The 19,569-nt window shown below is 72.1% G+C and carries 12 protein-coding genes, 2 tRNA genes and 2 pseudogenes; 7 read left to right on the top strand and 9 right to left on the bottom strand.

Going from position 1 to position 19,569, the window contains the following annotated elements; all coding sequences use genetic code 11:
- Nucleotides 1-114: 114 nt before the first annotated feature.
- From EF387_RS17060 to EF387_RS17085, 6 genes and pseudogenes are all read right to left on the bottom strand, one after another.
- A complete protein-coding gene (locus EF387_RS17060; RefSeq protein ID WP_128377416.1) occupies nt 115-987 on the bottom strand; it encodes a DUF2797 domain-containing protein in 873 nt (290 codons plus the stop codon).
- Between the two features lie 49 nt (nt 988-1,036).
- A complete protein-coding gene (locus EF387_RS17065; protein WP_128377417.1) occupies nt 1,037-1,576 on the bottom strand; it encodes an NUDIX domain-containing protein in 540 nt (179 codons plus the stop codon).
- A 193-nt stretch (nt 1,577-1,769) separates the two neighbouring features.
- Nucleotides 1,770-2,369 (bottom strand): annotated as a pseudogene (locus EF387_RS50025) (Hint domain-containing protein); the annotation flags it as partial.
- A 218-nt stretch (nt 2,370-2,587) separates the two neighbouring features.
- Nucleotides 2,588-2,935 carry a DUF4333 domain-containing protein gene (locus tag EF387_RS17075; protein ID WP_128377418.1) on the bottom strand — a complete coding sequence of 116 codons (348 nt, stop codon included), beginning with the start codon at nt 2,933-2,935 and terminating at the stop codon, nt 2,588-2,590.
- 131 nt (nt 2,936-3,066) lie between these two features.
- Nucleotides 3,067-3,768, bottom strand: coding sequence for a response regulator (locus tag EF387_RS17080; protein WP_274388945.1), 702 nt, complete (start codon nt 3,766-3,768; stop codon nt 3,067-3,069).
- Nucleotides 3,765-4,961: a sensor histidine kinase gene (locus EF387_RS17085; RefSeq protein ID WP_128377419.1), complete on the bottom strand. Its 1,197-nt coding sequence runs from the start codon at nt 4,959-4,961 to the stop codon at nt 3,765-3,767. The genes EF387_RS17080 and EF387_RS17085 overlap by 4 nt, the downstream gene beginning before the upstream one ends.
- Before the next feature lie 211 nt (nt 4,962-5,172).
- Between EF387_RS17085 and EF387_RS17090 the strand changes: the two genes are divergently transcribed.
- The 5 genes and pseudogenes from EF387_RS17090 to EF387_RS17115 all read left to right on the top strand — a co-directional run bounded on the left by EF387_RS17090 (nt 5,173) and on the right by EF387_RS17115 (nt 10,762).
- Nucleotides 5,173-5,985, top strand: a complete 813-nt coding sequence (locus EF387_RS17090; RefSeq protein ID WP_128377420.1) for an ABC transporter ATP-binding protein — start codon at nt 5,173-5,175, stop codon at nt 5,983-5,985.
- Nucleotides 5,982-8,006, top strand: coding sequence for an FtsX-like permease family protein (locus EF387_RS17095; protein WP_238431561.1), 2,025 nt, complete (start codon nt 5,982-5,984; stop codon nt 8,004-8,006). Before EF387_RS17090 ends, EF387_RS17095 begins: the two co-directional genes overlap by 4 nt.
- A 70-nt stretch (nt 8,007-8,076) precedes the next feature.
- A complete protein-coding gene (locus tag EF387_RS17100) occupies nt 8,077-9,087 on the top strand; it encodes a YdcF family protein (RefSeq protein WP_128377421.1) in 1,011 nt (336 codons plus the stop codon).
- Between the two features lie 323 nt (nt 9,088-9,410).
- Nucleotides 9,411-9,536: pseudogene (locus tag EF387_RS50030) on the top strand (DNA-binding protein); the annotation flags it as partial.
- Nucleotides 9,533-10,762, top strand: coding sequence for a site-specific integrase (locus tag EF387_RS17115; protein ID WP_128377422.1), 1,230 nt, complete (start codon nt 9,533-9,535; stop codon nt 10,760-10,762). The pseudogene EF387_RS50030 and the gene EF387_RS17115, both read left to right, overlap by 4 nt.
- A gap of 77 nt (nt 10,763-10,839) precedes the next feature.
- Here the strand turns inward: EF387_RS17115 and EF387_RS17120 are convergent.
- Together EF387_RS17120 and EF387_RS17125 are read right to left on the bottom strand one after the other, a co-directional pair.
- Nucleotides 10,840-10,912, bottom strand: a tRNA-Arg gene (locus EF387_RS17120).
- 185 nt (nt 10,913-11,097) lie between these two features.
- A tRNA-Ser gene (locus tag EF387_RS17125) sits at nt 11,098-11,188 on the bottom strand.
- 340 nt (nt 11,189-11,528) lie between these two features.
- Here EF387_RS17125 and EF387_RS49740 point away from each other — a divergent pair.
- Nucleotides 11,529-12,197 (top strand): SSI family serine proteinase inhibitor, encoded by a 669-nt coding sequence (locus EF387_RS49740; protein ID WP_128377423.1) that lies wholly within the window; start codon nt 11,529-11,531, stop codon nt 12,195-12,197.
- A gap of 201 nt (nt 12,198-12,398) precedes the next feature.
- Nucleotides 12,399-17,276, top strand: coding sequence for a PAS domain-containing protein (locus EF387_RS17135; RefSeq protein WP_128377424.1), 4,878 nt, complete (start codon nt 12,399-12,401; stop codon nt 17,274-17,276).
- Nucleotides 17,277-17,422: 146 nt separating this feature from the next.
- Here the strand turns inward: EF387_RS17135 and EF387_RS17140 are convergent, their stop codons facing one another.
- Entirely contained in the window at nt 17,423-19,099 is a 1,677-nt protein-coding gene (locus EF387_RS17140; protein ID WP_128377425.1) for a long-chain fatty acid--CoA ligase, read from the bottom strand.
- Nucleotides 19,100-19,569 lie beyond the last annotated feature (470 nt).

Consider the following 19,569-nt stretch of genomic DNA (forward strand, 5'->3'; position numbering starts at 1 on the left):
CGGAAACGGTGCGCACGGAGATGAGAATCGCGGTCGGTCCACGAGCTAACACGGCGGGCACCGCACCACCCTCCCGCCCACCCACGGCACAACCGGGGAACCCATTGATCGGCCTCAGAAGAGCCCTCCCTGCACCCCGCCGAACTCCCTCACCGGCACGGTCGACCCACCGTCGCCCGCCGCGGTCAGCTCCCACCCCGGCAGCAGTCGGGTGTCGAGTACGACGACGCCACGCACCGTGGCCAGGTGCAGGTCCGGCCCGGCGGCGGCGAGGAGTTCACCGCTCACCCGGGCGCCGGGCGCCAGCTCGCCGACGGATCCGTACGCGGGCGGCAGCCCGGCGAGGCCGAACACCCGCGTGTGGTCGACCGGTTCGAAGGGCGCCCGCTCCAGCGACTCGGGCCAGCCCGCCAGCCGCCGGGCCCGGGCATGCAGTTCTCCGAGCTCGGCGACGCGTACGGCGGGCTCCGGCAACGCGGCCCGTACCGCCCGCTTGTCGGCATACGGAATCCGGTCGGGGACGTCGAGCGCCGCCCGCAACAGCTCCTCGGTCCGCCGCGCGGCCATCAACGGCCCCCGGCCCAGCCAACTGAACAGGACGGCCCCCTGCTCCATAAGCCGGGCGGATCCACGCTCGACGGCGGTGATCCCGACCTTGACCATGCCCGGCCCGAACCACGCCAGGTAGACGGAGTAGGGCCGTGGATCGTCGGCGTACGTATCGGCGGCGACGGAGTGCGCACGGTCCATGCGCGCGCACTCCTCGCAGCGGGCGCCGGTGCTCCGCCCCGGCACCGCGGCCCGCACGGCACACGGGTGACCACGCGCCCCGACGCACGTCCGCACCGCTCCGACGGCCACGCCGAAAGCGACCCGCTTCCCCCACGCCAGCCCGCTCTCACGCCCACCGTCCCAGGTGAGCACGGGCCCATGAGCGGACCACCGCAGCCCCGTACTGCGCCATGTCCGATCCGCTGCCGAAGCCATGCCCGTCACACCGTGCCATCCCATCCAGTGCGCCCACCGCACCCACCGGTCACGAGCGTAGGGGCAGCCACTGACAACGCCCCGGGTCGTCGTCGGCGGCGGCACAGCGCCGGAACACCTCCTGCCCGTCCGGCACGAACGCCCACTCCCGGCGCGCGGCCCGCAACTCGACCCCGGTCATCCAGGAGTGCCAGGAGATCTCCGCGGGATCGGGTCGCACGGCACGCTCCATCCCCTCCGTCGGCACGGCCTCGTGCACACCGAGCCAGTACGGGCTCATGGCCCCCGGCACAGGAACTTGAAGAGGAACCGCACCGAGACGCGGACCCCCCAACTCCTCGAAGACCCCCCGGGCCACCGCCTGCTCGTACGACTCCCCGACCCCCGCGGCCCCGCCGACCAGCCAGTCGTACTGCCCCGGAAACCGAGCGACACCGTCCGCCCGCCGATGCACGAGCACCCGCCCATCGACATCCCGGCACACGGTGATCGCCACCCGGCGCAGCCACTCGCTGCGTACGGCCTGCGCCCTGTCCACCACCCCCACGACCCGATCCCGCTCGTCCACCCGCTCGACCGACTCCCCCACGGACCCTCCTCACCCTCACGCACAAGGAGACCAAGGCCACGAGAAAAGGGGTCAGCGCCGGCTGCGCCGTGAGGACACACCCTTCCCGGGGTACGGCGTCCGGGCTCCGCCCAGACGGGGCCGGGTGCGGGCGGGCGAATTCGCGTAGTGGCCACGGTGGTTCCAGAGTCACCAGGACCGGCGAGGTGTGGGTGTTGCTGACCGTGAGGTTGTAGACCTGCTGTTCCTGGGCCCAGCCGCGGGTGGCGAGGACGGTGCGGAGCGTCCCGTCGGGTGTGCGGAGACAGTGCCCGGGCCGCACCTGGCCGGCGGGGGTCCAAGTGTTCCGGTCGGCCAGCCACAGCGGATGGTTGTCGGTCGCCGTGAAGCTCCCGGCAGTGCTCCCGGCGGCACCCTCGACGGTGATCCGCACGAGGCGCTTCGTCCCGTCGCCGGTGATCACGCGCTGCACGGTCTGTGGTCCTGTCAGCCCCGTCCTCGTGTCGGTGGCGAGCACACGGTCACCCACCCGCACGTAACGGATCTGCTCGACCGTGCCGTCGGCCATGACCACGCGGGTCTCGGGCGCGACGCTGTTGAAACCTTGCAGGTTTTGGCGCCCTTCCCGAACAGTCCCTTGAGGGCTCCCCAGGCCTTGTCGCCCCATTTGCCGAATTTCACGGCGGAGGCGCCGTAGCCGGCGACGGGAATCGCGGACGCGCAGGACAGTCCTGCGTTGAGTGCGTCGCCGTCGGCTCCGTACCAACTGCAGAGCCGGACAGCTCGGGGCGGGGGTGGCCCGGAGGGCTGGCATCGTCCGCGTCGCCACAGCCCTCAGCGGTCGTGCCGTTTCCCGGACTGAACTCTGTCGCCAGGCGGTGAGCCTGCCACGTGGCGCAGGCGCGCGTAGCCACCGCACGGGCGGAAAGCTGACCGTTACCCTTCCTGCCTTTGTCGCTGCCAGGACGGGTTGGAGCCGCCCGGTGACCGCGATGTGGTGTCGGCCACGACGTGAGTGCCGCCGGACAAGCTCTAGTCGCTCAGCATCACGTAGTCGTACGAGACCTCGTTTCCCTCGACCTTGGTCACGGACACCGCGATGTGCTGCTTCTTTCCGTCCTTGGACGTCACCGTGCAGTCGACCATGGCACGCTGCTGTGCCTTCAGACCTCCGGCGCAGCTGACCGCCCGCGGCTTCTCCTGCACCAGCGGCAGGGCGTAGTGCTCACGGACTTGCTTCTCGACCTCCGTTCGCGACACGGTGGCCGTGGCGCCGACGGTGCTGGTCGACTCGGTGCTCAGCAGCCGGGGTCCGGCCACGGCCAGGCCGCCGAGGGCCACGGCGGTGGCGGCGGTCAGGGACACGACGACGTACTTCATGATCTTCTCCTCGGGGGCGCTCGCTTCTGTGACGCTTCCTGAGGAGACTGGCTCGCCGCGCGGCCCCGACGCTTCGGCCTGCGAGCCGAAGATGGCTGCCCGTGGTCGGCCTGCAGGCCGACCCGGACCGGTCAGGCGGGCGGCGCCTGGCGGTCCCGTACGAGGCCGGTGTGCCAGGCCCAGGCGGCGATCTCGACGCGGTTGCGGACGCCCAGCTTGTCCTTGATGTTGGCCAGGTGCGTCTTGACGGTGCCCAGGGAAAGGTACAGTTCGTCGCAGATCTCCTGGTTGGTGCGGCCCACCGCGAGCAGGCGCACGACGTCCATTTCCCGCTGGGAGAGCGGATGCGGGGTGGCTGGTGCAGGCTGCTGCCCGGCGAGGTGCTTGAGGAGGCGGACGGTGACCGCAGGGGAGACCAGGGCGTCGCCGCGGGCGGCGGATCGTACGGCCTCGATCAGGAGGGTGGATCCGGCGTCCTTCAACAAGAAGCCACAGGCGCCGTTGCGCAGGGCGGTGTAGGCATAGTCGTCCTGGTCGAAGGTGGTCACGACCACGACGCGCAGAGGGTCGGTGACGCCCGGCCCGGCCAGGGCGCGGGTGACTTCCAGGCCGTCCAGCTTGGGCATGCGGATGTCGACGAGGCACACGTCGGGGCGCAGACGGCGGGCGAGTTCGACGCACTCGGCGCCGTCGGCGGCCTCGCCGATGACCTCCAGGTCGGGCTGGGTGCCCAGGATCAGCCGGAAGCCGGTGCGGACCATCTCCTGGTCGTCCGCGATCAGCACTCGTGTGCGGGGACCGCCCGCCCCGTTCGTAGCGTCGGAGAGGTTCACGCGGGTGATCCTTCCACAGCCGGCAGGACCGGGAAGGCGGCGCTCACGCTCCAGCCGCCGTCCGCTGTCCGGCCGCTGGTGAGGGTGCCTTCCACCGCTTCGACGCGTTCGCGCAGGCCCACCAGGCCGAAGCCGCCCCGGCCGCCTGTCGGGGCGGTGGCGCGGGCCGTTGGTGCCGTGTTGAGCACCCCCACCCGCAGCCGATCGCGGTCGCCTTGCTGGTGGAGGTCGAGGCGGACGGCCACGTCGGCGCCGGGGGCGTGGCGGCGCACGTTCGTCAGCGCCTCCTGCACCACGCGGTGAACGGAGGTCTCCACCTCCGGGGCCAGCCGGACCCCGCGCACCGAGTCCTCGACATCCAGCCGCGCCTCGGTGCCGTGCCCGGCGAACGCGGAGACCAGGCGGTCCAGCTCGGTCAGCAGCTCGCCCGGGCGCGCGGCCTGGTGGTCCTCCTCGCGCAGTACCCGTACCAGGCGGCGCATGGAATCCAGGGTCTCGCCACCGGCCCGGGAGATGCCTTCCAGCAGGGGCTTGAGCTGCTCCGGGGAGGTCTCCTGGATCATCAGCGCGGCGTTGGCGTGCACGATGATGCCGGTGACGTGGTGGGCGACGAAGTCGTGCAGATCGCGGGCGAGTTCGAGGCGTTCGTTCTGGCGTACGGCGTCCATGGCCCGGGCCCGGCGGGCGTCCAGCAGACGCAGGTAGCAGGCCAGGCCGACGGCCCCGCCGACGGCGAGGGTCAAGAGGAAGGAGTATCCGAAGAAGTCATGCTCCGCGCCCGCGCGCAGCGGCAGGGCGATCACCGCGACCGCCAGCGCCGCCGACAGCGCCACGGCGGTGGCCGGCCGCTCCACCCGCCGAGCGGTCCGGGTGAGCAGCACGAGCAGGGCGACCGTTTCCAGCATGCCCCACGTACCGCTGGAGAGCGGGGCATACGCACCCAGGCCCGCTGTCAGGGCCAGGGAGCCCAGCGCGGCGGCACCGGCACGCCATTCGGGACCCGGCCGGCGGGCGGGAAGGAGCAGCGTGGCGGCGGCGAGCGGACCGGCGACAAGGGGCAGCCGGCTCGACCACCGGTGCTGCGGGTCGTAGTAGGCCACCAGGTCGAGCAGCCACACCAGGGCCAGGCCCCCGCAGAGCGAGACCGTGATGGCGTGCCGGATGGCCGGGGAGAGCGGCGTATCGGGTTCCACGCCGGAAAGAGTACGGACGGACGGCCGATGCGCGGGTCGGCCTGCAGGCCGATGCCGGGTGCCCGTAACGGCCCGGCGGCCGAGGACGCGCGGTGTGCTGCGGCGGCATCGTCGACGGCATGCAGATCCTCACCGTTCTCGACTTCGCCCTGGCGGCGCTCGCCGGGCTGTGCTTCGTCCTGTGCGCCCTCGTCACCGTGGACGTGGCCCGATGACCCCGTACCGTACGACCACCACCTCCCCCGTCCTGGCCGGCATCGGTCTGACCAAGTCCTACGGCCTGACCCGCGCCCTGGCCGGCGTCGACGTGTCCGTCTCGGCAGGCGAGTCGCTGGCGGTCATGGGACCGTCCGGGTCGGGCAAGTCCACCTTGCTGCACTGCCTGGCCGGCATCGAACGGCCCGACGAGGGCCAGGTGGTGCTGGCCGGGGAGCGTGTGGACCAGCTGGGCGAGCCGGAGCGCAGTGAGCTGCGCCGGACCCGTTTCGGTTTCGTCTTCCAGTCCGGCCAGCTGCTGCCGGAGCTGCCCGCCGACGAGAACGTGGCCCTGCCGCTGATGCTGGGCGGTTTGCCCCGCCGCCAGGCGGTCGCGAAGGCGCGGGAGTGGTTCGCGCCGCTGGGCCTGGCGGGCAAGGAGGACCGGCGGCCGGGGCAGCTGTCCGGCGGGCAGGAACAGCGGGTGGCCATCGCGCGGGCGCTGGTCGGCGGCCCACAGGTGATCTTCGCCGACGAGCCGACGGGTGCGCTCGACCAGTCCACGGGCATGGAGGTCATCGGCCTGCTGGTCGAGATCACCCGCAGTCAGGGCGCCGCGCTCGTCGTGGTCACGCACGACGCGAACGTGGCGGCCTACTGCGACCGCACCGTCCGCGTCCGCGACGGACGCCTGAGCGAGGCCGGCCGCACGTATGCAAGGGCCGCGGTCGGCGACGCGACCGCCCACGCCGCCGAGGCGGCGGGCCTCGCCGTCTGGCGCGCGGCCGGACACCCGTCCGGCGACGCGGACGCGAGGTACGACCGATGAGGGCACTGAGGCCGATGAGGGCACTGGACCGCACCACCTGGACTCTGACCTGGCGGCTGACCCGCGCCGGCGGCCGCACCGGGCTGCTCGCCACCGGGCTGTCCGTCGCCGCGGCCGCCATCAGCACCGCACTCCTGCTCGTCTGCGTGGCCGCCAACCTCGGCTTCCAGCAGCGCGCCGACCGCATCGACTGGCGCAACCCCGTACGCTCAGGGGCCCCGGTCGCCGTCGAGGCGGTCGGCACCACATTCAGCGGCGGCACACCGGTCACCGTCGTCGACGTCGCGCAACTGCCGGGCAAGAAGGCCCCGGCCCTGCCCGGCATGCCCCGTTTCCCCAAGCCGGGCGAAACGTGGGTCTCCCCCGCTCTGGCCGACTTGCTCCACCGGTTGCCCGCCGACCGGCACCCCGTGCCCGGCACCCCGGCCGGCACGCTGGGCCGCGAGGCGCTCGCCCACCCGGGCGAACTGGTTGCCGTCGTCGGCCACAAACCGACCGCCGCCGCCGTCACCGCCCCGCGCGACCCGCGCCGCCCCGACGACACCGTGACGCCCACCCGCGTCGCCGACTTCACCGGTCGCCCCCTGCAGTACGGAATCGGCGGGTTCTACGTGACCCTCGCCAAGATCGCCACCATCCTTGTCGTCATCCCGCTGCTGGTCCTGGGCGCCTCCTCCGCCCGCCTGTCGGTCTCCCGCCGCGACCAGCGCCTCGCCGCGCTGCGGCTGATCGGCGCCACGCCCGGCCGTATCGCCGGGATGACCGCCGCCGAGGCCGCCTTCACCGGCGCGGCGGGCGCGCTGCTGGGCGCCGTCGGATACGCGCTGCTGCTGCCGGCCGTCGCCCAGGTGCCCGTGGCGGGCGGCAGTTGGTATGTCGCCGACCTGTGGGTCGGACTCCCCGTGCTGCTCGCCGTACTCGCCGCAGTGGTCGCCATGGTGGTCGTCAGCGCGCTCGCCGGGCTGCGTCAGGTCGTGGTCGGCCCGCTGGGCGTGGCGCGTCGCTCGCAGGCGCCCCGGATGCACGTGCTGCGGGCGCTGGTCTTCGTCGCTGTGATCGTCGGCTATGCGTGGTTCACCGACAACAAGAAGGACGAGGTCAACGCCATCCTGGTGTTCTTCGCCGTCGTCTTCCTCGCCTTGTCCGTGATCGGCCCGTGGGTGGTCGGCATCCTTGGCCGCGTCGTCAGCGCCAGAGCCGCGACCCCCGCGACCCTGCTCGCCGGGCGCCGCATGCTGGACGACCCCAAGAGCGCGTGGCGTACGGTCTCCGGGCTCGCCCTCGCCGGATTCGTGGCCGGGTTCTTCGCCCCCTTCGGCGTCGTCGGCTCCTCCTCCTGGGGAAGCCCGGACACCCTCGCCGTGGCCGTGCCCAAGAGCCAGGTGACCGCCGTCCAGCACGAGGCGCGAGAGCGCCTGAAGGACGCCCGCGTCACCGCCACCGTGGGCAGCGACACCGGCCGGGTCGCCGTCGTCGGCGGCGAGGACAGCGTCCAGGTCACGGTCACGGTGCCCGGCGACACCGAGAACCTGGACCGCGCCCGCACCGCGCTGACGTCCCTCGTGCCCGGCCAGTACCCGGTCACCGGCACCGACGTCGACTGGTCCGGCAAGATGTTCACGGAGGATTTCTCCACCGCCACCCGCGTCGTCCTCGGCGTCACCTTCGTGATCGCGATCGCCTCCGCGGGCATCACTGCGGCCTCCTCGGTCCTGGACCGCCGCCGCACCTACGGCCTGCTCCGGCTCGCCGGCACCCCGCTGCGGATCCTGGACGAGGCCCGCCGCAAGGAGACCCTCATCCCCGTGGCCGTACTGGCGGGCGGTGCCGTTCTCACCGGCCTCTTCGCCGCCGCCCCGCTCACCGTCCTCGCCGGCGGTTCCTCCTCCCTCGACCTCGGGGGCATCGCCCTGCTCGCCGCGTGCTTCGGCCTCGGCGTCGCGGGACTGCTGGCGGCGAGCGCCCTCAGCCGCCCCCTGCTGAAGTCGGTCACGGCCTCGTCGGGCCCGCGCGGCGAGTGACCGCCCACCGCCGGGGCACGGGTACCACTGGTGCCCCGTCAACCAACCGACCCATCACCGAAGTTGAGACATGGTGCCTTTCCTCTTCGCGATCGCCGCCGGGCTGACCTTCCTGCTCTACCTCGCCCGGGTACGGCGCGACCCCCGTCGTTTCGGCAACGCCGTGCTGCTCGGCCTGGCCCTCGTGATGCTGACCCTGGCGCTGCTCGCCCAGATGGCGAACGGCAGCCCGCCCGCGCCGCTCGTCGCAGCGGTGACCGTGACCGTCCTGCTGCTCGCCCTGGGTGTGTTCGTCCTCGCCTTCCTCCTGATCGCCAACGGCGTGAAGATGGTCCGCACGGAAGGCCGACGTCCGGCCAACCTGCTCTCGGGGCTGGCAGGGCTGGGCATCCTCGGCTGCGTCGCCCTCACCCTGACCGCCGCCGACGCCGACTCCCGGCTGGTCTGGCGGGTCGCGGGCGCGGCACTCCCGGTGGCGGCGTACGTCTCGTACCTCTTCCTCTCCTTCCTCGTCTACGCCTTCCTCTACGCGCGGATGAGGGTCGATCAGGACGTGGACTTCGTCGTCGTCCTCGGCTCCGGCCTGGTCGGCGGATCCCGGGTGCCTCCCCTGCTGGCGAGCAGACTGGACCGGGGACGCGCGGTGTACGAGCGGCAGGCCGCCCGGGGTGTGCCCCCGGTGCTGATCACCTCCGGCGGTCAGGGCCCCGACGAGGACCTGCCCGAAGCCCACGCGATGGCCGCCCACCTCATCGCGCACGGCGTCCCCGAGGCCCACGTCGTACGCGAGGACCGCTCACGCACCACCGAGGAGAACCTGCGCTTCAGCAAGGCGATCATGCAGGCACGCAAGCCGGACTACGGCTGTGCTGTCGTCACCAACAACTTCCACGTCTTCCGCGCCGCACTCACGGCCCGCCGCACCGGCCTCGACGGCCATGTCATCGGCTCACCCACCGCGGCCTACTTCTGGCCGAGCGCGACGATCCGCGAGTTCACCGCGATCTTCCTGCACCACAGGAAAGCCAACCTCACGGTGTGCGCGCTGCTCGCCCTGCTCGGCGTTCTCCTGTCTGCGTAGGCGGCGTGGCCGGCGACGGCGACGCGGATGAAGCAGTCAGGGCGGCCGTACATCCGCCGGAACTCGATGACCTCCTCTTCGGCGCCGTACTACTGGAGCGCCTGGCCGGCGCTGTCCCCGGCGGCGGCCTACTGGACGAGCTCCCACACGGCCACACCCCCGGCGAATCAGCCCTCGCCGCGACCATCGCCCGAGATCTCCAGCTCAACCGTGAAACCGCCCGCGAAGCCTCGGGATCTGGCCTTTCGTCATCTGGTGGGCGATGGCGCGGTTACTTGCTCCCACGGCGCAGGCGGTTGCCGTACATGAGGTCCACCAGGCGCAGGAAACTCACCGGGGAGATCCGTTCCGTGAAAGTCGGCCGCAACCGGCGCATCCTCCCGGCCTGGGTGGACGAGTATGTCCGACGCGTGACCTCCGACGTCGACGCCGAAGGGTGGGCGGCATGAGCGGCAAGCGCGGCAACGGTGAGGGCTCGATCTACCCGTACAAGAACGGCTACGCGGCCTACGTCTGGGTGACCAAGCCGGACGGCAAGCGGGCCCGGAAGTTCGCCTACGGCAAGACGCGCGAAGAGGTTCACGAGAAGTGGCTGGCACTCCACGCGGAGGCGAAGAAGGGGCCGGTCGCCACTCGTCACCGGACGCTCGCCGCCTTCCTCGCCTACTACTGGCTGGACTCGATCGTGAAGCCCAACCTCGCCCCGCTGTCGTACGTCTCGTACGAGGGTTACGTGCGGCTCTACATCGCCCCGCACCTGGGCGTGAAGCGGCTGGACAAGCTGACGGTCCGGGATGTGCGCGAGTGGCTGACCAAGCTGTCGGCGGTCTGCCAGTGCTGCGCCCAAGGGAAGGACGCCAAGCGGGAGTCCAACCGTCGGAAGTGCTGCGCGGTCGGCGAGTGCTGTGAGTCGTATCCGTCCCGTCGGGTGATCCAGGGATCTCGTGACGCGCTCCGCGCCGCTCTCACCCACGCTGTCGCCGAGGAGGAGATCACCAAGAACGTCGCCTCGCTCGTGAAGGTGCCCAAGCCGCGCCGTCGTCGGATCAAGCCGTGGTCCGTGGCCGAGGCGGGCCGGTTCCTCGCCGATGCCGCCGCCCGGGATGACCATCTCTTCGCGGCCTGGGTGCTGGTGCTGTGCCTCGGGCTGCGCCGCGGTGAAGTCCTCGGTCTCATGTGGAAGTCGGTCGACTTCGAGACCGGGGAGCTGTATGTGGATCACCAGATCCAGCGGGCGGGGCGTCAGATCCTGCACCGCGAGAGCAAGACCGAGGACTCCGACGACTTCCTTCCTCTGCCGACGCTGTGCCTCAAGGCGCTGCGGATGCGCCGCGCTCAGCAGAGCGGCGACCGGAAGGCCGCCGGGGAGCTCTGGCAGGAGAGCCACGACCTGATCTTCACCACGAAGTACGGGACGCCCATCGAGCCGGGCAACATGACCCGCATGTTCGCCCTGCGAGCCCGTCGCGCCGGACTCCGGGTGATCCCGCTCCGGAACACGCGGCACACTTGCAGCTCGCTCCTCGTGGCGCTGAAGGTCCACCCGAAGGTGGCGCAGCGGATCCTTCGGGACTCGCAGATCGCCATGACGATGGAGGTCTACGCCGAGGCGAGCGAGGAGGAAGTGCGGGCCGCGATCGGCAAGCTGTCCGACGCCATGGGCGGTACCGGCTGAGGCGGTTGCTGTACTTCGCTGCTGTACGCCCCTGAAGCGTAAGAGGCCCCGGATCTCTCCGGGGCCTCTCACCTGTGCGCACTCGGCAGGATTCGAACCTGCAACCTTCTGATCCGTAGTCAGATGCTCTATCCGTTAAGCTACGAGTGCTTGTCTGTTCTGTTGTTGTGCTCTTCCTTCCGGGCTTTTCGGCCCGGTCGGCGTCGCGGGAACAACATTACATGACTGGGCCCGTGAGGCGAAATCCGTTTACCGCACCCGGCCCGACCTGCGGAAACGTGCTCCGAGACGGGTGAAGCCCCGGTCTGGAACGACCGGGGCCTCGGGATCTTGCGCGGAGGCGGAGGGATTTGAACCCTCGATGGGCTTTAAGGCCCAAACCGCATTAGCAGTGCGGCGCCATAGACCGGACTAGGCGACGCCTCCAGCTACGACCGCCCGCGCGAGCGCGAGTGGTGCGTTGCAGATGATGACACAGCCGAGCGGGCTGTCACCAATCGCCCCCCACGGTACTAGGCGGGAAGCCCGCAGGGCAAAGCGCGGTGCCGGTCATGACACGTCCGACCGCGGTACGGCAGCCGGCGGTGGCGCAACGTCGCGGTCTGTCCGGCGTTAGTCCTCGTGCACACCGCAGTGCCTCGTGCACACCACCACGGTGCCTCGTACACGCCTCGGTGCCTCACGCACGCCACGGGGTCGTCCTCGTAGGCACCGAGGTCACGGTGCGCCCGCCCCCGGCGTCCCACCAGCCCACCTTGGAGCCGCCATGCTGCGTCACCTCGCCCTGACCGCCGCCGCCTCGATCGCGGCCCTCGCTTCCCTCCCCGGCCCGGCCCACGCCGCGGCCCGGGCGGCGGAACCGGCCGACGGTCACCTCACCATCACCTACAGCCACACGGGGGAGGGAGCGGGCGTCACCTACGACCTCCGCTGCCGCCCCGCGGCCGGCAGCCACCCGACGCCCGACCGGGCGTGCGACCTGCTCGAGAAGAAGACGGTCTGGGGGAAGAGCCCCTTCGCTCCGCTACCGGAACCCGCCGAACGCATGTGCACCATGATCAACGGTGGCCCCGCCACCGCCCACATCACCGGCACTTGGGCCGGACGCCCGGTCGACGCCCACTACGACCGCACCAACGGGTGCCAGATCGAGCGCTGGGACGCCCTCGTCCCCGTGCTCCCGGACGTCCGAGCCCAGGAACCCGGACCGCACACCACTCCGGACACCGCTCCGGTCGGCCCGACGGACCCGGCGGACCCGGCGGACCCGGCGGTCGGGCACCCCGCGCGGCTCCCCGCGAAGCACCTCGCACCCGTCCGTGGCGGGAAACCCGCACCCGGACACGTACGACAGGGGGCGCAGGGCCTCGTACAGCATGCCGCGCAGGACGTCGTACAGCGCCCCGCAGAGGACCGGGTACGGACCCGCGGGTAGGCGTCGGCACAGAAATTCCGACCGTTCCGGAAACGAAACGCACGGTCACAGCATCCCCGTCAGTTCCGCGTGCGACCTCCCTCTCATCCGGCATCGCGAGCGCAACCGCTGCCCGTAGACTCCCTCGGGTGACACGTCGCGGGCAGATTGGCAAGATGGCGTCCGCGGTCGGCAAGAGAGGTAACAGGGAGGACGCGTCTCGTGAGCAGCAGGCCATCCCGAGGCGCTGCTCGCCTCGCAGCGATACTGGACGCGCTCCCTGACGCGCTGGTCCTGGTCAACGCCAATGGCACCGTCGTCAACGCCAACACCATCGCGTTGGGGACCTTCGAGGCACCGGGCACCGCGCTCGTCGGGCGCGGGCTGCTCGATCTGCTGCCCGAGTTCGACTCCCGCCTCATCCCCGGTTCCATGCGCCGTCCGGACACGACGGACCAGCGCGGGCGCACCAAACCGACCCGGATGGTGGCCCGGCGCACCGACGGCAGCGAGTTCCCCGTCGAGGTCACCAGCGCCAACCTGGAGAATGGCCAGCAGGCGTACGACGGCGGCTACACCGGCGACGAGCTGCTGATGCTCGTGGTACGGGACCTCTCCGGCACCGTGGACACCGAGGCCGAGCTCGCACGGTCGCAGCGGCAGACCGAGATGATCCTGCGCGCCGCCGCCGAGGGCGTGGTGGGCACGGACACCGAGGGACGGATCGTCCTCGTCAACCCGGCCGCGGCCCAGATCCTGGGCTACCGCGCCAGCGACCTGGGCGGCCAGGAGCTGCACCAGCTGGTGCTCCACTCGCGTGCGGACGGCTCGCCCTTCCCCTACGACGAGTCCCCGCTCGCCGACACCCTTCGCTCCGGGCGCAAGCACCGGGTGCGCGGGCAGGTGCTGTGGGCCAAGAACGGCGAGCAGGTCTCGGTCGACCTGACGACCTCGCCCGTGCGTGACGGCGACCAGCTCGTCGGCGCCGTGATGACCTTCACCGACCGGCGGCCGTACGAAACGCTGCTGGGGGAGAAGCAGGCCGCGGAGACCGCGCACGCCGAGGAGCTCGAGCGGATCACGGCCGAGCACGCCGACGAGCTCAAGGAACTGCGCGAACGGCACGCAACCGAGCTGGCCGAGGTGGTCGAGCGCCATGACGAGGAGCTCGCCGCGAACGACGAGAGGTACGCGGCCCTCGGCGAACGCGAGAAGGACCGCTACGAGGCGCTGGCCGCACGACACGAGCAACTGCTCGCGGTGCTCGGTTCCTCGCTGCGCGGCCCGCTCGACGAACTGCGCGGCGAACTCGGCAAGCTGGCCGCCGACGACGCGGGCCAGCTGTGGCCCGAGGCCAATCAGGTCCTGCACCACCTCGCGGCCGGCTACTCACGCATCACGACCCTGGTCGACAACGTCCTCGGCTACCAGCGCCTCGACGCCGGGGCCGAGGAGATCTCCCGCACGAACGTGATGCTGGACGCGGTCGTCGCGGCCGGTGTCGACGGCGCCGTCGAACTGATCGGGCCCGGACGGGTGCAGTTCGCCGTGCACGCGCCGCCGATCGAGGCCGAGGTGGACCCACAGCGACTGGCGACCGCGCTCGCGCACCTCATCGCGGACGTCGCCGGGGTCGACGCAACCGGCAACGCTCGCATGGTGACCGGCGGCTACATGGACAACACCGTCGTCGTGGCGGCGGCCCAACGCGGTGAGGGCGTACGCATCGAGGTCCGCGGGCCGTACGCCGGGGGAGACCCGGTGCACGAGCCGATCGTCCGCGGGATCGTCCGCGCGCACGGCGGGGTGCTGCAGACGCATGAGGTGCCGGGGATGAGCGGCAGCGCGTTCGTCCTGGAGGTGCCGATCGGCGGTGGTGCCGGGGTGGTGCCTCCCCCGGCCGCGGCCGAGGTCGCCGTGCTCGAGCAGGCCGCGCCGGAAGGTGTCGCGCAGGACAGCGCCGCCCAAGGGGGCGGTGGGCGCCGACGGGCCCGGCGTTCGTCCGTGGACGCCTTCCTGGAGAGCGAGGACGAGGCCGCGGAGCCGGCCCCGCCGACCGGACGGCGGCGTCGGCGGGCCGAGGCTGCCGACGGGACCACGGCGGCGGCTGCGGCTGCCGCGGCTGAGCCTCCGGGTCCCGAGGGCGCTCCCGAGGCCGCTACCGGTGTCGGGGCCGGTTCGGGACGGCGGCGTGGGCGTCCGACGGACGGTGCCGTCTCGGAGGGATCCGTGATGACGGCGGCCGAGCACGCCGCGTCCAGCGGGCCCGCACTGGGGCAGACCGTGCCGCCGCAGGGAGTGCCCGTGCCGCCCGGGGGACGGGTCCAGCCGGAGCCCGCGCGCCAGGCCCTGCCACCGGCCCTGCCCGCCGGGCCGGGCGAGAACGCGGCCGGGACCGGGGTCGCCCAGCCGACCGGGCGCCGTCGCCGGGCCCTGGCCGCGGCGCAGGAGCGGGCCACCGCGCAGGAGAGCGGGCCTCGTCAGGTGTTCGCCCTTCCGCCCGCGGCCGCGGACCGGGGCACCGCGCCCGAGCCCGTGGCGGCTCCGCTGCCGCCCGCCCAGCCCATGCCCATGGCCGGACCCGACGTGCACGACGGATACGACGGGCACGACGGGTACGACGAGGGCCGCCACGACGCGGCACTGCACGACCCGGCGGAGGATCACACCCCGCCCCAGCCCCATCCGGTCTCCACGCCCTCGGGCCGCCGACGGGCACCACAGGCACAAGCCCCGGCAGCGGCGGCGACACCGGCATCAGTTCCTGTGCCTGCACAGGGACAGGGACAGGGACAGGCGCAGATGCCGGTCCCGGCACAGGCGCAGGTACCGGCACAGACGCCGGTACCGGCACAGGCGCAGGCACAACCGCAGGTGCAAGTGCAGGCTGCGACGGCCGGGCAGGGCGTTCCCGCACAGGGTCTTCCCGCACAGGCTCTTCCCACGCAGCACGCTGTCGGGCAGCAGCACACCATGGGGCAGGGGATGGCAGGGCAGGGGATTCCGGGCCAGGGAGTCCCTGCGCAGACAGCCCCGGGGCAGGCCGTCGCGGCCCAGGCCAATGCCGTTGTCGCGGCTCCCGGGCAGGGTGTGCCCGAGCAGAGCCTCGCGGGCCCCGGCCCGGTCGGACAGGGGGCCCCGGTGCCTGTGCCCGGGCAGGCGGTCGCGGCACATGTGAACGCGGGTATCACCGTCCCCGGGCAGGCGCTCCCCGGTCACAGCCTCGCCGGACAGGGTGTGCCGGCGCAGGTCGACCCCGGTCTGGCGACATCGGGGCAGGGCTTCCCGGCCCAGGCGCTTCCCACGCACAGCACCATGGGACAGGGCATCCCACAGGGCATCCCTGGGCAGGCGGGCCCCGCGCAGTCGGTGCCGGGTCCGGGTGTCCCGCAGCAGGGGATGCCTGGGCCTGGTGGGCCCGGACAGGGCATTCCCGCTCAGTCGGGTCCGGGCCAAGCCCTCCCGCCCGGCCAGGCAGTCCCCGGCCAAGCGGTCCCCGGCCAGGCCATCCCTGGTCAAGCGGTCCCCGGCCAGGCAGTCCCCGGTCAAGCCGTCCCCAGCCAGGCTCTGCCGCCGCAGGGCACATCCGGGCAGGGTCTTCAGCCGCAGACCGCTGTCTCGGTGCCCGCGCCCGGCGCCGCAGCCGCCCCCGCGGTCGCGCCCTCCCCCACACAGAATCCGAACGGCCGGCCCGCGCTCGGCACCGCCGCCCCGGCCCAGGCCCCTGCCGCCCCGCAGGTCGCCGCCCCTGGGCAGGCGTCCCCGACCGGTACCCCCGTCGGCGCTCCGCCCGCGTCGCCCGCCACCGGCCAGTACCCCGCGGGTTCCCTCACCCCCGGCGGGCCGACCGGCCCCACCACCGGCGCCGTGCCCACGAACCCCTCACTCGCCGGTACGGCGGCCGGGAACGCTCAGGCCCGGACCCGGCCACAGACGGCCGGCACTCAGCCGAGAGTGGCCCAGCCCCTGCCCGCCGAAGCCCCCGTCGATCCCAACTCGACGCAGGGCCGTGCCATAAGCGTTCGTACGCTGGGCCAGGGCGTCCCCTTCGTACGGCAGCCGCAGCAGAACCTGCCGCAAGGGCTGCCCCAGCACGGCCTGCCGCAGGCCACGCCCCCGCCGGTCAGCGGGACCAGCTCAGGCCGCCGCCGTAAGCTCGGCACCCCTCCCGAGCCCACCGAGCGCCCCGAGACGGGCGCCCGCCCGCACCCCAACAACACCCAGGCCCGGCTGACCACGACCACCGACGGGGCCGGACGTTCCTACGCCATAGGCGCCCCGGACGAGAACGCTGACGAAGGACCGGAGCCACTCGACGGGCCAGGTGGCGCCGTCGAGGTCGCCGACCCGCCGCAGCCTCAGCCGATGGACGACGAGCTTCCGCCGGAGCCGCTCGACAACCCGCGTCGTCTTCTCGTCTGGCCCGCGCCGGATGCGGCGACCCAGCAGGCGCTGAGCGAGCGCGGCTATCGCCCGGTGGTCGTCAACTCCCGCGAGGAGGTCGACGCACAGATCGCCGCCTTCCCGGCCGCGCTCTTCGTCGACCCGCTCACCGGGCCGATCACACGCACCGCGCTCCAGTCGTTGCGTCAGGCCGCCGTAGCCGCCGAGGTACCCGTCCTTGTCACGGCAGGCCTCGGCCAGGCGACTCGCGACGCCGCGTACGGCGCCGACCCGGCCGTGCTCCTGAAGGCCCTCGCCCCGCGGGACTCCGAGCAACACCCGCCGCGTGTGCTCCTCATCGAGGAGCACGCGGAGATCTCGCTGGCGCTCACGTCCACCCTGGAGCGCCGCGGAATGCAGGTGGCCCGGGCCGCGAACGACGCCGACGCGGTGACCCTGGCGGCCCAGATGCGGCCGAACCTTGTGGTGATGGACCTGATGCAGGTGCGCCGCCGACGCGCCGGAATCATCGACTGGTTGCGCGCCAACGGTCAGTTGAACCGCACTCCGCTCGTCGTCTACACCGCCGCCGTCGACCGCTCGGAACTGCCGCGCCTGGCCGCCGGCGAGACCGTGCTGTTCCTCGCGGAACGCTCCACGAGCACCGAGGTACAGACCCGGATCGTCGACCTGCTGGCACGGATCGGCACGAACTGACCGTATGTGCGTCAAGTGGGGCACTGTTTCACGTGAAACAGTGCCCCACTGAGCGACCTCCCCGGAAGCGTGACCTCATGGATGCACGCCCAGTTCAGGTCTCCGGTCCAGATCTCCGGTTCAGGTCTGTCTTGCCGGTCTGCGCGTCAGATCTGCGTGACGTCCAGCTCCCCGTCCGCGTACTGCCTGCGCAGTACCTTCTTGTCGAACTTGCCCACGCTCGTCTTCGGCACCGCCTCGATGATCGTCCAGCGCTCGGGAAGCTGCCACTTGGCGATCTGCCTCTCGTCGGCGAGGAAGGTTCGCAGCGAGGCGAAGTCCGCGCTCGCGCCTTCCTTCAACACCACGGTGGCCAGCGGGCGTTCGCCCCACTTTTCGTCCGGGACGGCGACGACCGCGGCCTCGGCGACATCCGGATGGGCCATGAGCGCGTTCTCCAGCTCCACGGAGGAGATCCACTCGCCGCCGGACTTGATGACGTCCTTGGCACGGTCGGTGAGGGTCAGGAAACCGTCGGGGCTGATGGTTCCCACGTCTCCGGTCTTCAGCCAGCCGTCCTCACTGAACTTGTCGGCGGGACGCAACGGCTCTGCGTCGGGGCCGTTGTAGTACGCACCCGCAATCCAGGGCCCGCGCACCTCCAGCTCACCGGCCGACTCGCCGTCCCAGGGCAGGCGTTCGCCACCGGGACCGGTCAGCCGCGCCTCGACACCGGCCGGGAAACGGCCCTGCGTGAGGCGGTACGCGAACTCCTCATCCGTGCCGATCACATGGGCCGGCGGCCGGGCGATCGTGCCCAGTGGTGAGGTCTCGGTCATGCCCCAGGCGTGACAGACGCGCATGCCCAGCTCGTCGAAGGCCTCCATCAACGAGGGAGGACAGGCCGAGCCGCCGATGGTGACCTGGGAGAGGGAACGAACCTCACGCGGCTTGGCCCTGAGTTCCGCGAGCAGGCCCTGCCAGATGGTGGGGACGGCGGCCGCGTGGGTGGGGCGCTCCGTCTCGATCATCTCGGCGAGCGGTCCGGGCTGCAGGAACCGGTCCGGCATCAGCATGTTGACACCGGTCATGAAGGTGGCGTGCGGCAGTCCCCAGGCGTTGACGTGGAACTGCGGGACCACCACCAGCGAGGTGTCCTGGTCGGTCAGCCCCATCGACTGGGCCATGTTGACCTGCATGGAGTGCAAGTAGATCGACCGGTGCGAGTAGACCACGCCCTTGGGGTCGCCCGTGGTGCCGGAGGTGTAGCACATGGCGGCGGCCTGGCGTTCGTCCAGCTGGGGCCAGTCGTAGCTGGTGGGCTTCGACGCGATCAGGTCCTCGTACTCGTGGACCTGGACGGCCGCGCCGTCGAGCAGCGAGCGGTCCCCGGGGCCCGCGACCACGACGTGTTCGACCGGCTTGAGGTGCGGTAGCAGCGGCGCCAGCAGCGGAAGCAGCGACCCGTTGACGCAGACCACCCGGTCGGCCGCGTGGTTGACGATCCACGCGAGCTGCTCGGGGGGCAGCCGGAGGTTGAGCGTGTGCAGCACAGCGCCCATGGAGGGGATCGCGAAGTACGCCTCCACGTGCTCGGCGTTGTTCCACATCAGCGTGGCCACCCGGTCGTCCGGCGCGACGCCGAGGTCCTCGCGCAATGCGTGCGCGAGCTGGGCGGCCCGGGCTCCGATCTCCGCGAAACTCCGGCGCTGCGGGGCGCCTTCGCCGGTCCAGGTGGTCACCTGGGAGGTTCCGTGAAGCCTCGACCCGTGGTCCAGGATCCTCGAGATCAGCAGCGGTACGTCCTGCATCGTGCTCAGCACGGCGTCCTCCTGGGGCGACATTGCCTTACGCGGCGGCTCAGCGACGCCGTTCCCGACCGGCGCCGCTGCAAAGGGTTGCGCTGATTCTGCTCACATACCGCGGGGTATGTCACTGGGAACCGGGATGATCGATCAGGCCTGGCCTGCGACGCGACCACCGGATCGCAGCCATTCGCCGACAGAACGGTGTACCGGACAGCCGCATACCGGGCAGAGACATTCCGGACAACCTGCGCGCCGGACGGCGGCGGGCAGGCGTGCGACGGAGGCCGCGGCGCGGGCGACGGAGGCTGGGCCGACAGCGGAGAAGGCTGGGGCAGACGGCAGACGGCAGAGAGCAGCCGGCGCTGGGCCAAACCGCGCGCTGGGGCGGACGGCAGAGGGCGCTGGCCAGACCGCGCACGCTGGGGCAGACAGCGGAGTCTGGGTGCTGGGGCAGGCGCAGGCCGGCGCCGGATGAGGGGGTGAGGCGGGTGATGGACTGGGGCGGG

The sequence above is a fragment of the Streptomyces cavernae genome (assembly GCF_004023625.1).
GTDB classification, from domain to species: domain Bacteria; phylum Actinomycetota; class Actinomycetes; order Streptomycetales; family Streptomycetaceae; genus Streptomyces; species Streptomyces cavernae.

Excerpts from the sequence above, each read along its gene's own strand:
- EF387_RS17090 (WP_128377420.1), top strand. The coding sequence starts at position 5,173 with ATGACCCCGTACCGTACGACCACCACCTCCCCCGTCCTGGCCGGCATC.
- EF387_RS17060 (WP_128377416.1), bottom strand. The coding sequence starts at position 987 with ATGGCTTCGGCAGCGGATCGGACATGGCGCAGTACGGGGCTGCGGTGG.
- EF387_RS17095 (WP_238431561.1), top strand. The coding sequence starts at position 5,982 with ATGAGGGCACTGAGGCCGATGAGGGCACTGGACCGCACCACCTGGACT.
- EF387_RS17075 (WP_128377418.1), bottom strand. The coding sequence starts at position 2,935 with ATGAAGTACGTCGTCGTGTCCCTGACCGCCGCCACCGCCGTGGCCCTC.
- EF387_RS17100 (WP_128377421.1), top strand. The coding sequence starts at position 8,077 with ATGGTGCCTTTCCTCTTCGCGATCGCCGCCGGGCTGACCTTCCTGCTC.
- EF387_RS49740 (WP_128377423.1), top strand. The coding sequence starts at position 11,529 with ATGCTGCGTCACCTCGCCCTGACCGCCGCCGCCTCGATCGCGGCCCTC.
- EF387_RS17115 (WP_128377422.1), top strand. The coding sequence starts at position 9,533 with ATGAGCGGCAAGCGCGGCAACGGTGAGGGCTCGATCTACCCGTACAAG.
- EF387_RS17140 (WP_128377425.1), bottom strand. The coding sequence starts at position 19,099 with ATGTCGCCCCAGGAGGACGCCGTGCTGAGCACGATGCAGGACGTACCG.